Source organism: Acidovorax sp., assembly GCF_046339755.1.
Taxonomy (GTDB): Bacteria; Pseudomonadota; Gammaproteobacteria; order Burkholderiales; family Burkholderiaceae_C; genus Acidovorax.
In genome coordinates this window covers 13,400-29,499 of record NZ_JBKDTZ010000384.1, presented here as the reverse complement: position 1 = coordinate 29,499, position 16,100 = coordinate 13,400, and the positions used below count along the sequence as shown (strand labels likewise).

General features: G+C 67.9%; 15 protein-coding genes. 5 read left to right on the top strand and 10 right to left on the bottom strand.

The genetic code is table 11. The features are described from left to right. Positions 1-20: 20 nt before the first annotated feature. Complete coding sequence (locus ACK59X_RS32945; RefSeq protein WP_409963427.1) at positions 21-551, bottom strand: winged helix DNA-binding protein; 531 nt, start codon at positions 549-551, stop codon at positions 21-23. Between the two features lie 184 nt (positions 552-735). Between ACK59X_RS32945 and ACK59X_RS32940 the strand changes: the two genes are divergently transcribed. The 5 genes from ACK59X_RS32940 to ACK59X_RS32920 all read left to right on the top strand — a co-directional run bounded on the left by ACK59X_RS32940 (position 736) and on the right by ACK59X_RS32920 (position 5,098). Then, positions 736-1,746: a TRAP transporter substrate-binding protein gene (locus ACK59X_RS32940; RefSeq protein WP_409963425.1), complete on the top strand. Its 1,011-nt coding sequence runs from the start codon at positions 736-738 to the stop codon at positions 1,744-1,746. Between the two features lie 2 nt (positions 1,747-1,748). Beyond that, the gene (locus tag ACK59X_RS32935; protein ID WP_409963446.1) at positions 1,749-2,285 is read left to right on the top strand and encodes a TRAP transporter small permease; all 537 of its coding nucleotides are present in this window, start codon (positions 1,749-1,751) and stop codon (positions 2,283-2,285) included. A 57-nt stretch (positions 2,286-2,342) separates the two neighbouring features. After that, positions 2,343-3,653 (top strand): TRAP transporter large permease, encoded by a 1,311-nt coding sequence (locus ACK59X_RS32930; RefSeq protein ID WP_409963423.1) that lies wholly within the window; start codon positions 2,343-2,345, stop codon positions 3,651-3,653. A gap of 108 nt (positions 3,654-3,761) precedes the next feature. Next, positions 3,762-4,148 (top strand): fluoride efflux transporter CrcB, encoded by a 387-nt coding sequence (crcB, locus tag ACK59X_RS32925; protein ID WP_409963421.1) that lies wholly within the window; start codon positions 3,762-3,764, stop codon positions 4,146-4,148. 86 nt (positions 4,149-4,234) lie between these two features. After that, positions 4,235-5,098 carry a TIGR00730 family Rossman fold protein gene (locus ACK59X_RS32920; RefSeq protein WP_409963419.1) on the top strand — a complete coding sequence of 288 codons (864 nt, stop codon included), beginning with the start codon at positions 4,235-4,237 and terminating at the stop codon, positions 5,096-5,098. Between the two features lie 58 nt (positions 5,099-5,156). On the opposite strand, the gene ACK59X_RS32915 is transcribed toward ACK59X_RS32920, so the two are convergent. The 9 genes from ACK59X_RS32915 to ACK59X_RS32875 all read right to left on the bottom strand — a co-directional run bounded on the left by ACK59X_RS32915 (position 5,157) and on the right by ACK59X_RS32875 (position 16,048). Further along, positions 5,157-6,287 (bottom strand): FecR domain-containing protein, encoded by a 1,131-nt coding sequence (locus ACK59X_RS32915; protein WP_409963417.1) that lies wholly within the window; start codon positions 6,285-6,287, stop codon positions 5,157-5,159. A 19-nt stretch (positions 6,288-6,306) separates the two neighbouring features. Continuing rightward, positions 6,307-7,650, bottom strand: coding sequence for a hypothetical protein (locus ACK59X_RS32910; RefSeq protein ID WP_409963415.1), 1,344 nt, complete (start codon positions 7,648-7,650; stop codon positions 6,307-6,309). 183 nt (positions 7,651-7,833) lie between these two features. Beyond that, a complete protein-coding gene (locus ACK59X_RS32905; protein WP_409963413.1) occupies positions 7,834-9,015 on the bottom strand; it encodes an MFS transporter in 1,182 nt (393 codons plus the stop codon). Then, the gene (rmuC, locus tag ACK59X_RS32900) at positions 9,012-10,796 is read right to left on the bottom strand and encodes a DNA recombination protein RmuC (protein ID WP_409963411.1); all 1,785 of its coding nucleotides are present in this window, start codon (positions 10,794-10,796) and stop codon (positions 9,012-9,014) included. Before rmuC ends, ACK59X_RS32905 begins: the two co-directional genes overlap by 4 nt. Before the next feature lie 70 nt (positions 10,797-10,866). Next, complete coding sequence (locus ACK59X_RS32895; protein WP_409963409.1) at positions 10,867-11,856, bottom strand: 2-hydroxyacid dehydrogenase; 990 nt, start codon at positions 11,854-11,856, stop codon at positions 10,867-10,869. Between the two features lie 18 nt (positions 11,857-11,874). Continuing rightward, complete coding sequence (locus ACK59X_RS32890; protein WP_409963407.1) at positions 11,875-13,290, bottom strand: sodium:proton antiporter; 1,416 nt, start codon at positions 13,288-13,290, stop codon at positions 11,875-11,877. 4 nt (positions 13,291-13,294) lie between these two features. Beyond that, positions 13,295-14,515, bottom strand: a complete 1,221-nt coding sequence (pncB, locus tag ACK59X_RS32885) for a nicotinate phosphoribosyltransferase (RefSeq protein ID WP_409963405.1) — start codon at positions 14,513-14,515, stop codon at positions 13,295-13,297. A gap of 100 nt (positions 14,516-14,615) precedes the next feature. Further along, complete coding sequence (locus ACK59X_RS32880) at positions 14,616-15,074, bottom strand: acyl-CoA thioesterase (protein WP_409963403.1); 459 nt, start codon at positions 15,072-15,074, stop codon at positions 14,616-14,618. A 2-nt stretch (positions 15,075-15,076) separates the two neighbouring features. Next, complete coding sequence (locus ACK59X_RS32875; RefSeq protein WP_409963401.1) at positions 15,077-16,048, bottom strand: histone deacetylase; 972 nt, start codon at positions 16,046-16,048, stop codon at positions 15,077-15,079. Between the last annotated feature and the right edge of the window lie 52 nt (positions 16,049-16,100).

Below are 16,100 nucleotides of genomic sequence, written 5' to 3'. Positions count from 1 at the left end.
ACGGGCCATGCCGCCACACATCACAGGGAAGCGGCCGAACGGGCCGCCTGGTCGTACATGCCCGAGAGCACACGCAGCAAACGGGCCAGCTCGCCGATGTCGCGGTTCAAGGCATCGTCGGCATGCAGGGCGTCGATCAGGCAGCGCTCGCGGATCTCGCGGTAGCGCTGCACATAGGCGCGGCCCACATCGGTGGCAGCATAGGTCACTTCCTTGCCATTCTTCTGCGAAGCCACCACGCCCAGGTTCTGCAGCTTCTTCAGGGCGTAGTTCACCAGGTGGGTGTCTTCCACATTCATGATGAAGCAGATATCGGCCAGACGCTTGTCGCGCGCACGGTGCGTCACATGGTGCAGCACCACCACGTCGAGCGGCGTGAGGTCCTTGAGGCCCGCTGCCGCCATGCAGTGCACCACCCAGCGGTGAAAGGCGTTGCCCGCGACGATGAGCCCGAACTCGAACTCGCTCATCTCCGCGCTCTGGGCCGACACCAGGTGCGCCGAAGACACGATGGGTCCGGAATCACCTTTGCCCTTGGCCGCAGGTTTCATGAAAAACGCCTTTGCAGTAGTCACAACTGGCACGGGATGTGCATGCGGCGATTGTAGGCAAGTCACCGATGATTTGTTGGCAATTTGTCAACGTTCAGGCAAAACACCTATGCGGTAACGAGTTGTTTTCGATACAGTCGCCTGACTTCCCCCACCCATGTCCCTTCCATTTGCGGAGCACTCCATGAAGCGTCGAATCTTCCCCGTCACTGCGCTCGGCCTGGCACTGGCCTTCGGCTTCACCGCCACCTCGGCCATGGCCCAGGCCAAATGGGATCTGGCCGCCGCCTATCCCGCGACCAACTTCCACACCGAGAACCTGATGCAGTTCGCCAAGGACGTGGACACGGCCACGGCCGGCAAGCTCAAGATCACGGTGCACGCCAACGCGTCCCTGTTCAAGGCCAACGAGATCAAGCGCGCCGTGCAGGGCGGCCAGGCGCCGGCCGGTGAGGTGCTGCTGGGCAACTTCGAAAACGAGAACCCGCTGTACGGCGTGGACGGCATCCCCTTCGTCGCCACCTCGTATGCCGACTCCAAGCGCCTGTACGACGCGCAAAAGCCCTACCTCGACAAGCTGCTGGGCACCCAGGGCATGAAGCTGCTGTACGCGGTGGCCTGGCCTCCGCAAGGCATCTACTCCAAGAAGGAACTGGGCTCGGTGGCCGACCTGCGCGGCATCAAGTGGCGCGCCTACAGCCCCGCCACGGCCAAGATCGCCGAGCTGATCGGCGCGCAGCCCGTGACCATCCAGGCCGCCGAACTGTCGCAGGCCCTGGCCACCGGTGTGGTGGAAGCCACCATGACCTCCGGCTCCACCGGCTACGACAGCAAGATCTACGAAAGCATCAAGCTGTTCCACGACACGCAGGCCTGGCTGCCCAAGAACGCCGTCATCGTGAACAAGAAGGCCTTTGACGCGCTGGACAAGCCCAGCCAGGACGCGCTCCTCAAGGCCTCGGCCGATGCCGAGTCGCGCGGCTGGAAGCTCAGCGAAGAGAAGACCGAGTGGTACAAGAAGGCCCTGGTCGAAAAAGGCATGAAGATCGTGACCCCGGCACCCAAGCTCATGGCCGACATGCGCCAGGTCGGCGAGATCATGCTGGCCGACTGGACCAAGAAGGCCGGGGCTGATGGCGAGGCCATCATCGCGGCCTACCGCAAGAGCGCGCCCGCCACCGCGGCCAAGAAGTGACGATGCTGCGCCGCTGGCTCGACCGCATCTACCTGGGCGCCGGCGCCGTGGGCGCCGGCTTCATCGTGCTGATCTGCGTGCTCATGGTGGCGCAGAGCATCATGCGCGAGCTGGGCCTGCGCACGGGGGCCATCAACGACATCGTGGCCTGGTTCTGCGCGGCCGCGGCCTTCCTGGCCATGGCCCACGCCTTCAAGCATGGCGACTTCGTGCGCGTCACGCTGCTGCTGGAAAAACTGCCTCCGCGGCGCTGCCGCCAGCTCGAAGTGGTGTCGCTGGCCATCGGCTCCGTGGCCGTGGGCTACCTCATGTGGGCCGCCTGCAGCTACACCTCCGAGAGCTGGGAGTTCAACGACATCTCGCAGGGCCTGCTGCCCATGCCGCTGTGGATTCCGCAGCTGAGCTTTGCGCTCGGCTCCATCCTGCTGTGGGTGGCCGTGGTCGATGAATTCATCATCGTGCTGCGCGGCGGCGTGCCCACCTTCGTTCGCGCGGTCGAGGAACGCCACGCCAAGGGCGACTTCTCTTCTGACATCTGAACCCGCCACCAATAACAACAGGCCGCCAGCCCTGCTGCGGCCACAAGAAAGCATGACATGGATATTCTGATGGTGGGCGGCGTCCTGCTGCTGCTGATGCTGGTGCTGTTGTCCGGCGGCGTCTGGATCGCGATGACCCTGGCCATCTGCGGCTGGGTGGGCCAGGCCTTCTTCACCTCCACGCAGCCGGCCAAGAACCTGTTCTCGGCCTTCTGGGAAAGCAATGCGAGCTGGGAGCTGGCAGCACTGCCGCTGTTCATCTGGATGGGCGAGATCCTGTTTCGCACCAAGCTGTCCGAGGAGATGTTCGAAGGCCTGCGGCCCTGGCTCAACCGCGTGCCCGGCCGGCTCATGCACACCACCATCCTGGGCTGCGGCATTTTCGGCTCGGTCTCGGGTTCGTCGGCCGCGACCTGCGCCACCATCAGCAAGGTGGCGCTGCCCGAACTCATGAAGCGCGGCTACGACGAGAAGCTGGCGCTCGGTTCGCTGGCCACGGCCGGCACGCTGGGCATCCTGATCCCGCCGTCCATCACCATGGTGGTGTATGCCGTGGCGGCCGATGCCTCCATCATCCGCATCTTCCTGGCCGGCTTCCTGCCGGGCATTCTGCTGATGCTGCTGTTCTCGGGCTACATCGGCTGGTGGAGCCTGCGCAATCCGGACAAGGTGCCGGCAGCCGATCCGCCGTCCACGCTGCGCGAGAAGATCCGCAAGTCGGGCAACCTGATCCCCGTGGGCCTGCTCATCGTCTTCATCGTCGTGGTGCTGATCACGGGCTATGCCACCGCCACCGAGTGCGCGGCCTTTGGCGTGCTGGGCTCTCTGGGCCTGGCGCTGTGGAGCCGTTCGCTGACCTGGCAGAACTTCAAGGACGGGCTGATGGGCACCACGCGCACCAGCTGCATGATCATGTTCATCCTGGCGGGCGCCGCCTTCCTCACCAAGACCATGGCCTTCACCGGCATCCCGCGCGAGCTGGCCGAGTGGGTCAACGCCATGCACCTGTCGCCCTTCGCGCTGATCAGCGTGCTGGTGGTCGTGTACCTGGTGCTGGGCACGGCCCTGGACGGCATCAGCATGATCGTGCTGACCAGCGCCGTGGTGCTGCCCATGATCCAGCAGGCCGGGTTCGACCTGATCTGGTTCGGCATCTTCATCGTGCTGCTGGTCGAGATCGCCGAGGTCACGCCGCCCGTGGGCTTCAACCTTTTCGTGCTGCAGAACATGACCGGCAAGGACAGCAATACGATTGCCCGCGCCGCCATTCCGTTCTTCCTGTGCCTGGTGGTCTGCATCGCGATCATCACGGCGTTCCCGCAGATCGTGACCATCCTGCCCGACCTGGTGATGGGCAAGGAGAAATAGGCTACCCCCGGAGGCGCTTCGCGCCTTCCCTGGCATCAATGCCGCCCAGGTATCAGGCGCTTCGGCCACAATGGCTGCCGCATCTATTTTCAAGGGAGAGAACCCACCATGCTCGCAGTCGTGGCCATCTGCATTGGCGCCAGCCTGGGCGCGCTGGCGCGTTGGCGGCTGGGCTTGTGGCTCAACACCGGGACGGCGGTGCTGCCATGGGGCACGCTCGCGGCCAACCTCGTGGGGGGCTACCTCATCGGGGTGTGCGTGGCGGTGTTCCAGGCCCTGCCCCAGCTTGACCCGGCCTGGCGGCTGGCACTGGTCACGGGCTTCCTGGGCGGGCTTACGACGTTCTCGAGCTTTTCGGCCGAAGTCGTGGCCATGCTGATACAGCAGCGCTATGCGCTGGCGCTGGGCACGGCCGGGCTGCATGTGGCGGGATCGCTGGCGCTGACCGTGCTAGGCATCCACAGCGCCACCTGGTTCCTCGCGCAGCGCGCCTGAGCGCAGCCCCTGGAGGGCTTGGCCTTCCTCACAAAAAGAGCACCCCTGCGCCGCAAAGTGCCCCAGAACCTCGGCACAATGGTTCCATGGATGCCAATACCCAACTCAATGAAAGCCGCCTGGCCGACGCCTGGGCAGAACTGCAGAACCACGCCGCCAGCGGCAATCCCCTGCATGCCGACGCCTACCGCCTGGCCTTCGCCGACCCCGAATTCCTGTTCCGCCGCGAGACGCGCGGTATCCGCTTCCAGCTGGAGATGCTCAAGCCCGACCTGGGCCAGGCCGCGCAGGGCATCGAGAGCACTGTGGTGGTCTATGGCAGCGCACGCTTCGTCGCACCCGATGAGGCAGCCGAACTGCTGACCGCTGCCGAGGCCGCCGGCGACGAGGCGGCCATCGCCAAGGCCCGGCTGGCCGTGCGCAACGCGCGCTACTACGACCTGGCACGCCAGTTCGCCCGCCTGGTGGCCGAGCACAGCGAGCGCAACGCACCGGCCGACCGCATCTACGTGTGCACCGGCGGCGGCCCCGGCATCATGGAGGCCGCCAACCGCGGTGCCCATGACGTGGGCGCGCTCAACGTGGGCCTGAACATCGCCCTGCCGCATGAGCAGAGCGGCAACCGCTTCATCTCGCCCTCGCTGTGCTACAAGTTCCACTACTTCGCGCGGCGCAAGATGCACTTCATGATGCGTGCCAAGGCGCTGGTGGCCTTCCCCGGCGGCTTCGGCACGCTCGACGAGCTGTTCGAAGTGCTGACCCTGGTGCAGACCGGCAAGGCCAAGCCCGTGCCCATCGTGCTCTTCGGCACCGACTACTGGAAGCGCCTGGTCAACTTCGACGTGCTGGTGGAAGAAGGCACGATTTCGCCGCAGGACCTCAAGCTCTTCCACTACACCGACGACCCGCAGGAAGCCTGGGACCTGATCAAGGCGTTCTACAGGATCTGAGCGCGCCGCAGGCACCAGGGCGGCAGCCAGGGCCAGCAGCCCTGGCGCCGCCACGCCATCAGCGTATCGGTGTCGGGGCCGGCGGAGCCGGGGGCAGCAGGATCACGCCGGGTGGCAGCACGAAGATCGGCGTGGTGGGTGCCGGTGGCACGGGCCGGGGCGGCGTCGTCGTGGGCGGCGTGGTGGTTGGCGGCGGCGGGGTCGTCGAGCCGGGCGTGGTGGTCCCCCCGCCCCCGGTGGTGGGCGGTGGCGGTGTCGGCACCTGCGTGGTGGGCGGCGGCGCGGGCGGCACGACCTCGGGCGGCGGTACCGGGATCGGAACCGGGGCCGGTACGGGGACCGGCACGGGTGCGGGCACCGGGACAGGCACCGGTGCCGGTGGCGGCACCGGAACGGGTGCAGGAGGAGGTGGTGGGGGTGGTGGCGGCGGCGGTGGGGGCGGCAAGGGCACGACCGGATCCACCACGGGCGGCAGCACCGGTGGCGGGGGCGGCACATGCACCGGCGGGGGCGGCGGAATCACGAAGATGCTGCTGCGATGCCCATCTCCCTGCAACTGGTCGCCGGCCATCTGCGGCAGAGGCAGTGCCGGCAAGGGCAGCAGCGCCCGCGTGTTGGTATACACCGGCAGCTTCTGGCTGGAGAGCACGAGCACGGCTTCGCCGGCCTTCACGCCCACGCAGCCGGCCTCGGTGCAGACCTCGATCTCGTCCTGCTCGCCTGCCACGGTGAGCTGGCCCTGGGCGTTGAAGCCCACCAGGAAAGCCGAACCACGGATGCCCACCACGGCCGTGGGCGTGGTGACCTTGTAGCTGCCCGGGTTGCGCTTGCCGATCAGCCCCGTGATCGCCCGCATGCCGCCACGCAGCAAGGTCACCGCAAAGCCATCCTGCGCCACGTCGCCGCTGTCGGCATAGCGGGTCACGGTGAACTGCGAGTCCGGGTACAGCGCCACCAGGCCGCCATCGGTGAAGCGGATCTGCGCGCGGCCCGCGCTGCCGGTCAGCAGCACATCGCCCGTGTCCACTTCGGCCCCCTTGGCCACGCTGCTGGTGGCATCGCCCCGGCGCAGGCTGACCTCGCCGCTGGCGAACTGCACCAGCCCGGCCGCCGCCAGGGTGGAGGCCGGCCATGCAGCCACCATGGCCATGAGCAGCGCGATGCGGGACAGGCGAGGTTCAGTCGTCATGGATTCACCTCTTCCTTGTTCAGAATTCGCGGCGTACGGTGACGGACCAGATGCGCCGCCGATACTCCGTCACAGGCAACGTGGAATCGTTGTGCGTGCCCGTCCACTGCGGCGTGACGCGCCAGGCCGTGGCAGGTATCCATGAGACGCCCAGCGAGGCATTCACCTGGCGGTCGCGCCGCACCACGGCAAAGAAGGGGTCGGGCGCGCCATAGCGGCGCCGCTCCCAATCCAGGTTGGCAAACAGCGCCCAGTTGCGCGCCAGGGCCAGTTGCCCGCCCAGGCGTGCGCCCACCAGGCGGTGGCCCAGGTAGTCCACGCCGGCCGCATCGGGCTCCTCGCGCCCGCCATGCACGCCGGCATAGGCCAGGCTGCCGTCGCGGAACACATGGGCGTAGGAAGTGCCGGCCACCGTGCGCTGCACGTCGCGCAGCGGCTGCGTGGGGTAGTGCAGGCGTGCCGACTGCACGAAGCTGCCCCATTGCCGGAAGCCGTCCAGCCGGTAGACCCATTCGCCCAGCACGCCGCCGATGCTGCGCAGGCGCGTGCCGTCGAGCGCATAGTAGGAGCCCTGCCCTTGCAGGATCAGCTCATGGCGCTCTGAGCGCCAGGCCACGCCCGCGCTGGCATCGAACTGGTCGGAATCGAAAGCCCCTGCCCCGCCCTCGTTGCGTCGCGGCGTGCCGGCCGCCGCGCCGACCAGGGACCAGCGGGCGTCCATCACGTAGCGCCCACGCACCGCCACCAGCGCCGCAAGGAAGTCGGAGGAACGGGCCAGCGCCGAGGGCGCCAGCGTCCAGGCCGGCGTGCCCGGCACGGGCGAGGGCAGCAGCATCGATGCCGGCCCGGCGTTGACGTTGGAATCATGGCCCAGCGCCAGCTCGGCATAGCCCTTGAGGCTGGAGCCGCCGTCGCTCGCGGCGCGGTCATAGGAGACCAGGAACTGGTCGATGCTGAGCGCGGCATCCACCGGAATGCCCAGGGCGCGCGCCCGCTCCGACAGGGCCAGCACGCCGCGCTGGTCGCCCACGGCATACAGGGCACGGGCCAGCGCCACCTGCGCGGCCATGTTGTCCGGCTGTGCGGCCACCACACGCTCCCAGGCCAGCACGGCGCGGCTGTACTGCCCCGCGGCATGGGCCGCGCTGCCCATGGCGGCGTCGAAGGCGGGGTCGCCTGCGCGCACCGCCTCCTGTGCGTCGAGCAGGTCGAAGGCCTCGCGCGCGGAGCCGCCCTGGACCAGGGCCGCAGCCCGGTCGATCAATGCATCGGCATGGGCAGCGCCGGCAGCAAGCACCAGGCCGAGCACCACCGGACCCAGCCGCAGCAGCGGCCTGCGACAAGACAGACGAGCAATACCCATGGGAGATCTCCTCATGCGGGCAATGGCGTACCGATGCAGGGGGATGGCCGCGTCGTGGGCAGCAGCGCTGACCCCCTCGCCTGCAGCGATTTGCAAACGATGTGAGCAGACGCTACCGGAATCTACTCCGATTTCGCCAGCACAGGCGGATTTTTACAAAGTGGCGCAGCGCGCCGGCGCAGGTCAGTGCCCGTGCCCGGAAGCGGGCGACCCCATGTTCCAGGCCAGGCGCGAGCCGGCGCCCACGGCGGCGCCCACCACCCAGAACAGGCCACCCACCCCGATCACGGCCCCTGCGGTGCCGAACAGCATGGGCATGAGCACGCTCGACGCATTGATGGCCATGAGGCGCAGGCCCAGTGCCTCGCCGTGGCGGTGGGAGGGGGTGATCTGGTGCAGCAGGCTCATCACCATGGGCTGCACCGAGCCCAGGGCAAAGCCCAGCAGCACCGAGCACACGCCCATGGTGAGCGCCGTGGGCATGAGCGGATAGAACGCGAACAGCAATGCCGTGGCGACCATGGCCACCGCGACCACCACGCGCTCGCGCAAGTGCTCGGCCACCAGGGGCATCAGCACGCGGATCACGGCGGCGGCAATCGCGAAGGCCCCCAGGATGGAGCCGATGACCGAGGCCGACAGCCCGCGCTCGTGCCCGATCAGCGGCACCACGAAAGTGTGCACGTCCCAGCACGACGAAAGGATCCAGTTGACGATGAGCAGGCGCCGAAAGGGCACCTCGTTCATCAGGTCCCAGGCGCGCTGGGGCGGGCCGCCGGCCGCGGCGATCACCGGGGGCAACTCCTGCGTATCGCGCACCCAGAACCAGGTGGCCAGGGGCAGCAGCGCCATCAGCGCGAACGCGGCGCGGTAGCCCTGGGTGTCGCCGGCCACCACACCGCCATGGTCGATCATGAGCCCGGCGCAGAACGGCCCGAGGAAATTGGACACCGCGGGCCCGATGGCCAGCCAGCTGAACACCTGCTTGAGCGCCGTGGCGTCGTGCGCGGCGCGCCCCACGTGGCGCTGCAGCGCGATGGTGGCCGCGCCCGTGGCGCCACCCGAGGTCAGCGCGGCAATGCACAGCACCGGAAACACCGGGAACACCAGGGCCGCCGCCGAGCCCGCCGTGGCCACGGCCACCGCGATGCCCACCGGGCGCTTGAGGCCATGGCGGTCCGCATAGCGGCCCGCCGGCAGCGCCAGGAACACCTGGGTCAGCGCGAACCGCGCCAGCAGCACGCCCACGGCGGCGGCGCTGTAGCCCTCGCGCAGCGCCAGCAGGGGCGCAGCCAGCCGCATGCCCGCCATGCAGGCGTGCACGCAGATCTGGCCGGCGATCAGGCGGGCCAGCGCCGCGTTCACAGCAGCTCGTCCTGCGCGTCCGCCGACGACATCGGGGGCCGCAGCTTGGGCACGGCGCCGGCCACATCGGGTGCGGGCAGGTCCTGCACGTCGCGCAGGCGCTTCTGGATGGCGCGGGTGCGCACGCCCACTTCTTCAAAGCGCTTGGCGGCGGAGTCGATGGATTTCTTGGTCGCCTCCACCACGTCGCCGAACTTGGCGAACTCGGTCTTGACCATGCCCAGGAGGCTCCAGACCTCGGACGAACGCTTCTCGATGGCCAGGGTCTTGAAGCCCATCTGCAGGCTGTTGAGCATGGCCGCCAGATTGGCCGGGCCGGTGATCATCACGCGGCAGTCGTTCTGCAGCGCCTCCACCAGGCCGGGGCGGCGGATGACTTCTGCGAACAAACCCGCGGTGGGCAGGTAGAGCACCGCGAAGTCGGTGGTGTGCGGGGGCGAGACGTACTTGCCGAAGATCTTCCTGGCTTCGAGCTTGATCGAGGCCTCGAAGGCATTGCCGGCCGAGGCGATGAGCCCCTTGTCCGCCGCGTCCTGCGCGTCCATGAGGCGCTGGTACTGCTCCACCGGGTACTTGGAGTCGATGGGCAGCCACACGGGATGTTCATCGCTGCGACCGGGCAGGCGGATGGCGAATTCCACCAGGTCGTCGCTGCCCGGCACGGTCTTGACGTTGCGCGCAAACTGGTCGGGCGTGAGCACGTTCTCGATGATGGCGCCGAGCTGCATTTCGCCCCAGGTGCCGCGCGACTTCACGTTGGTCATCACGCGCTTGAGGTCGCCCACGCTGCCGGCCAGGGTCTGCATCTCGCCCAGGCCCTTGTGCACCTGCTCCAGCCGGTCGCTCACGAGCTTGAAGGATTCGCCCAGGCGCTGCTCCAGCGTGGCGTGCAATTTCTCGTCCACCGTGCGGCGCATCTCTTCGAGCTTGGTGGAGTTGTCGGCCTGGCTGGCGGCCAGGCGCTCGTTGAGCGCGTTGCGCAGCTGCTCGGCATTGGTCTGGCTGCCCTGCAGCATGCCGGTGAGCTGCTGCGAGACCGCGTCCTGCAGCACGGCGAACTGGTTGCGGATCTGGTTGCCATTGGCTTCAAGCTGGTCCTTGAGCGCGCCGGACATGGTGCCCAGCTGGCTCTGGATGTCGCCCTTGAGCGAGTCGAGCGTGGTGCGCGTGGCCAGGGTGAGCGCCTCGAAGCGCTCCTGGATGCGCTTTTCGAACAGCGCCCCGCTCTCGGCCATGGCCTCGCGCGACTTGACGCTCTCGGCCGCCAGTGCTGCCGTGGTGCTGGTGAGTTCTGCGCGAAAGCCGATGAGCGTGTCCGAAAGCTCCTTGCGCGCCACGGCCGAATCCGCCTGGCCCTGGGCCAGGTTCTCGAGCAGCGCCTTGCGGCTGTCCTCCAGCCGGCCGGCCACCACCTGCTGCAGGCCTTCGATGCGCTGCTCCAGCCGGCCCTCAAACACGCCGAAGGCCGCCAGCAGCTCGGCGCGGCCAGTGCGCGACTCGGTAACGGCCTGCGCCAGGCGTTCGTCCACGGCGTGGCGCACGGTTTCAAGCGTGGCCTGCGTGGTCTGCGTGAAACCGCGCATCTGCTGGGCCAGGGCCTCCATCGCGCCATCGTTGCGGGCCACCGCGAGCTGCGTGGCCTGGGCCGTCTGCTCCAGGGCCAACAGGCGGGCCGCCAGTTCGGGCGGCAGATCGACGCGCGGGCGGCGCAGCAGAACGAGCACCAGCAGCAAAAGGACGAGGGCCAGCGCGGCCAGCAGGATGAGGGTGTCGGTGGTCAAAAGCGGGGCTGGGCTAGAAAGAGCGCACCAGGGCGGTGCGCGATGGCAGGGCGACTATTGTGTACGTAAATCAGCGCCCGCGCGATGCCGGCGTGTTCACCGGCGTCAGCGGAGCACCCTTCTCGAAGAAGGCAATCAGGTTGTCCGCTGCCAGATTGGCCATGGCACGGCGCGTGGGCACGGTGGCGCTGGCGATGTGCGGGGTGAGCACCACGTTGGGCACGGTGAGCAGGTCCGGGTGCACGCTGGGCTCGCCCTCGAAGACATCCAGGCCCGCCGCCGCGATGCGCTGCTCGCGCAGGGCCACGGCCAGGGCCGCGTCGTCCACGATGCCGCCGCGCGCAATGTTGACCAGCGTGGCCGTGGGCTTCATGAGCGCCAGCTCTGCCGCACCGATGGTGTGGTGCGATGCCGGGGTGTAGGGCACCACCAGCACCACATGGTCGGCCGTGCGCAGCAGCTCTTCCTTGCCCACATAGCGGGCCTTGCATTCGGCCTCCAGCTCGGGCGAGAGGCGCGAACGGTTGTGGTAGATGACGTTCATGCCAAAGCCATGCGCTCCGCGGCGCGCAATGCCCTGGCCGATGCGGCCCATTCCGATGATGCCCAGCGTGCTGCCATGGATGTCCGAGCCCGAAAACATGTCGTAGCTCCACTTGGTCCACTGCCCCGCGCGCAGGTAGTGCTCGCTCTCGGTCATGCGACGTGCGGTCGCCATCAAGAGCGCAAAGCCGAAGTCGGCCGTGGTCTCGGTCAGCACGTCGGGCGTGTTGGTGCCCTGCACGCCCGCCGCCGTCATGGCATCCACGTCGAAGTTGTTGTAGCCCACCGCCATGTTGGCCACGATGCGCAGGCCGGGCGCCGCCGCCAGCAGCGCCGCGTCGATGCGCTGGCTGCCGGTGGTGAAGGCACCGTCCTTGTCGGCCAGGCACTCGGCCAGCTCGGCGGGCGTCCAGATCACGTCCTCGGGGTTGTCCTGCACCTCGAAGTGCTGGCGCAGGCGGTCCACGATGTCGGGGAAGATCGCGCGGGCGACCAGGATGCGGGGTTTGTTGCTCATAAGAATCCAATCTCCAGGTCAACGGAACCAGATAAAGGTCATCACAATGAACAGAGGCACCAGGATGCCCCCGGACCACAGCATGTAGCCAAAGAAGCTGGGCATCTTCACACCCCGGTCCTCGGCGATGGCCTTGACCATCATGTTGGGCGCATTGCCGATGTAGGTGTTAGCCCCCATGAACACGGCGCCGGCCGAGATGGCGGCCAGCGTGGGCGCCAGGGTGGTCATGAGCGCGGCCGGGTCGCCGCCTGCGGTGTTGAAGAACACGAGGTAGGTGGGCGCGTTGTCCAGAAAGGAGCTGAGCGCGCCCGCGGCCCAGAAGTACATGGCCGGGTCGGGCGAACCGTCGGGCCGGGTGACCGCAGACACGATGGCGCCGAAGGGGCCGTCAACGCCGGCCTTGAGCATGGCGATCACCGGGATGATGGTCAGGAAGATGCCCGCGAACAGCTTGGCCACCTCCTGCATCGGGCCCCAGCCGAACTGGTTGTCCGCGTGCACCTTCGCTGGAGTCAGGCGCAGGGACACCAGGGTCACGATGATGAGCCCGGCATCGCGCACCACGCCGGGCAGGCCCACCTCGGTGCCGGCGATGTTCCAGGCCACGGACGACTTCCAGAACCCGCTGAGCAGCACCAGGCCGACCACCGCGCCCAGCAGCAGGAAATTGGCCTTGCCGTCGAAGCCCAGGGTGGGCGTATCGGGCGTCGGATCCTGCGGCAGCACCTCCTCGCGGCGGTGGTAGTACCAGGAATCGAGTGCGTAGAAGATCGCCAGCAGCGCACCGACCAGGAACAGCGTCTCGGGAAAGATGTGGCGCACCGTCCAGAAGAAGTCCACGCCCTTCAAGAAGCCCAGGAACAGCGGCGGATCACCCAGCGGCGTGAGCGAGCCCCCGGCGTTGGAGACGATGAAGATGAAGAACACCACCACATGCGCCGTGTGCTTGCGGTTGTCGTTGGCGCGGATCAGCGGGCGGATCAGCAGCATGGATGCACCCGTGGTGCCCATGAAGCTGGCCAGCACCGCGCCGATGGCCAGGAGAGCGGTATTGAGCCCCGGGCTGCCATGCAGGTTGCCGCGGATGTAGATGCCCCCCGCCACCGTGAACAGCGCGGTGAGCAGGATCACGAAGGGGATGTACTCCGCCAGCAGCGCATGCACCAGGCTCGTGCCGGCGGCGGGTACCCCAAAGACCAGGGCGAAGGGGACGAGAAACGCCAGCGCCCAGGCCGCCGTGATCTTGCCGAAATGGTGGTGCCAGACCGTAGGCGCCAGGAGCGGCATGATGGCGATGGACAGCAGCACGCCGGCGAAGGGCACGCCCCACAGCACGGACAGCGCGCGGCCGTCCACCTCGGCCGCCGTGGCCAGGCCCGGCAGCATGGACAACAACAGCACGGCCAATGCCGACCAGCGCAGGTGCTTCATCGGCTCAGTGCGGTGCCGGAATCTCGAACACCTGGCGCAGGTAGGCCAGGTATTTTTCGTCGTCGCACATGCCCTTGCCGGGCGTGTCCGAGAGCTTGGCCACGGGCTGGCCGTTGCACTGGGTCATCTTGATCACCACCTGCAGCGGCTCGTGCTCGGGCGGGCTGCCCAGGTCGTTGGTCAGGTTGGTGCCGATACCGAAGGCCAATTGGCAGCGGCCGCGGAACTGCTGGTACAGCTCGATGGTGCGCGGCACTGTGAGCGCGTCGCTGAAGATCAGCGTCTTGGTCAGCGGGTCCACGCGGTTCTTGCGGTAGTGTTCCAGCAGGCGCTCGCCCCAGGCGAACGGGTCGCCGCTGTCATGGCGCGCGCCGTCGAACAGCTTGCAGAAATACAGGTCGAAGTCGCGCAGGAAGGCGCTCATGCCGTACACGTCCGACAGCGCAATGCCCAGGTCGCCGCGGTATTCCTTGGCCCACATCTCGAAACCGAAGACCTGGCTGTCGCGCAGCCGCGGGCCCAGCGCCTGGCAGGCCTGCAGGTACTCGTGCGCCATGGTGCCCAGCGGCGTCACGCCAAGCTTCATGGCATACAGCACATTGCTGGTGCCCGCGAACTGGCCGGGTCCCACCGGCGCACCGGGCCGGCGGTCGCCCGTGCCCAGGCGCGCGCACAGCACGCGCAGCACTTCCTCGTGCCAGGCGCGGCTGAAACGCCGGCGCGTGCCGTAGTCGGCGATCTTGAGCTCGGACAGGCCCTCGGCCTGCAACTGGGCGATCTTGGTATCCAGCCGGCGGCGGCCTTCGGGGAAATTGGGCACCTTCTGCGTGTTGCGGAAGTAGACCTCGTTGACGATGGCCAGTACCGGAATCTCGAACAGGATGGTGTGCAGCCAGGGCCCGCGGATGGTGATCTCGATCTCGCCGTTGTGCTGCGGTGTGATGGTGATGTACTTCTCGTTCAGGCGGAACAGCCCGAGAAAGTCCACGAAATCGCTCTTGATGAAGCGCATGGAGCGCAGGTAGGCCAGCTCGGCGTCCTGGAAGTGCAGGCTGCACAGCGAGCGGATCTCGTCGCGGATCTCGTTGGCATAGGGCGCCAGCTGCACGCCGGGGTTGCGGCACTTGAAGCGGTACTCGACCTGTGCCCCGGGGAACTGGTGCAGCACCACCTGCATCATCGTGAACTTGTACAGGTCGGTGTCGAGCAGGCTGGTGATGATCATTGTCGAAGCGGGCCGCAACGGATGGCCCAGGCCAGGGGGCAGCAAGGCAGCACAGTGTAGGCCATCGCACCGATCATTGCAGCGCAGGGTCAGGGGTAACCTACCCCGGCACCACCAGGGCCTGCAGCACCTCGCGCAAGGGCTCGGGCACGGGCACCGGGCGGCGCGTCGTGCGGTCCACGTACACGTGGATGAAATGCCCGGCCGCGGCGCTCATCTCTTCGCCATAGGCGAACAGGCCCACCTCGTAGCGCACGCTGGAGCCGCCCAGGCGCGCCACGCGGATGCCAGCCTCCACCACCTGGGGAAAAGCCAGCGGCGCGAAGTAGTTGCACTGCGTCTCGATCACCAGGCCGATGGTGTTGCCCGCATGGATGTCGAGCACGCCCTGCTCGATCAGGTGGGCGTTCACGGCGGTGTCGAACCAGCTGTAGTACACCACGTTGTTCACGTGGCCATAGAGGTCATTGTCCGCCCAGCGGGTACTGATGGTGCGGAAGGTGCGATAGCCGCTGCGCGGCTGCGGCGCAGGGCGCGGTGCGAGGGTGGTGCTCGTCATGTTCAAACGGAGGAAGGTTGCAGGAAATTCTGCCAGCGCTGCTGGTACTGGTGGGCCACGCGCCAGGTGGCGAGCTGGGCCTTGAGGGTGTCGGCGATGTCCGTGCCGTAGCCGCCGCCCATGGCAAAGGCCACCGGCACGCGGCGCTGCCAGGCCCAGTCGAAGACGCGCCGGTCGCGCGCCTCCAGGCCGTCGTGGCTGATGGCAAGGCGCCCCAGACGGTCGCCCACATGCGGGTCGGCACCAGCCAGGTAGAGCACCAGGCCGGGCGCAAAGCGCTGGTCCAGCGCATCGAGCGCCTGCTCCAGCGCGGCCAGGTACTCGTCATCGCCGCAGCCGTCGGGCAGCTCCACATCCAGATCGCCCGCCTCCTTGCGAAACGGGAAGTTGCGCGCGCCGTGCATGGACAGGGTGAACACCGAATCGTCGCCCTGGAAGATACGCGCCGTGCCATTGCCCTGGTGCACGTCCAGGTCGATGATGGCCACGCGCAGCGCCAGCGGGTTGGCGCCCATGGCCGAGGCGGCACGGGCGTGCTCATCCTGCATCAACCGCGCGGCCACGGCCATGTCGTTGAACACGCAAAAGCCGCTGCCCTTGTCGGCATAGGCATGGTGCGTGCCGCCAGCGAGGTTGCCCGCGATGCCGCCGCCCTCCCCGCCGGCCATGGCCACGCGGCAGGCGGCAATGGTCGCGCCCACCGAGCGGCGCGCGCGCTCGGCCATGGCCGGGCTCCAGGGAAAGCCGATCTCGCGCTGCGCCGGTGCCGGCAGCGTGCCGTGGGCAATGGCGTCGATATAGGCCGGCGTGTGGGCCAGCGCGAGTTCGCCATCCGACGCGGGCGGCGCCACCTGCAGCGCCACGCCGGGCAGGTGGGTGGCCACGGCATCGCGCAACAGGCGGTACTTGGCCATGGGGAAACGGTGGCCGTCGGGCAGCGGCAGCACGAACTGGTCCGCGTAATAGGCATGCATGACGCCATTGTGGCAAGGGGCGCCCTGTTGGACTGTCACCTCTAAATTGCTG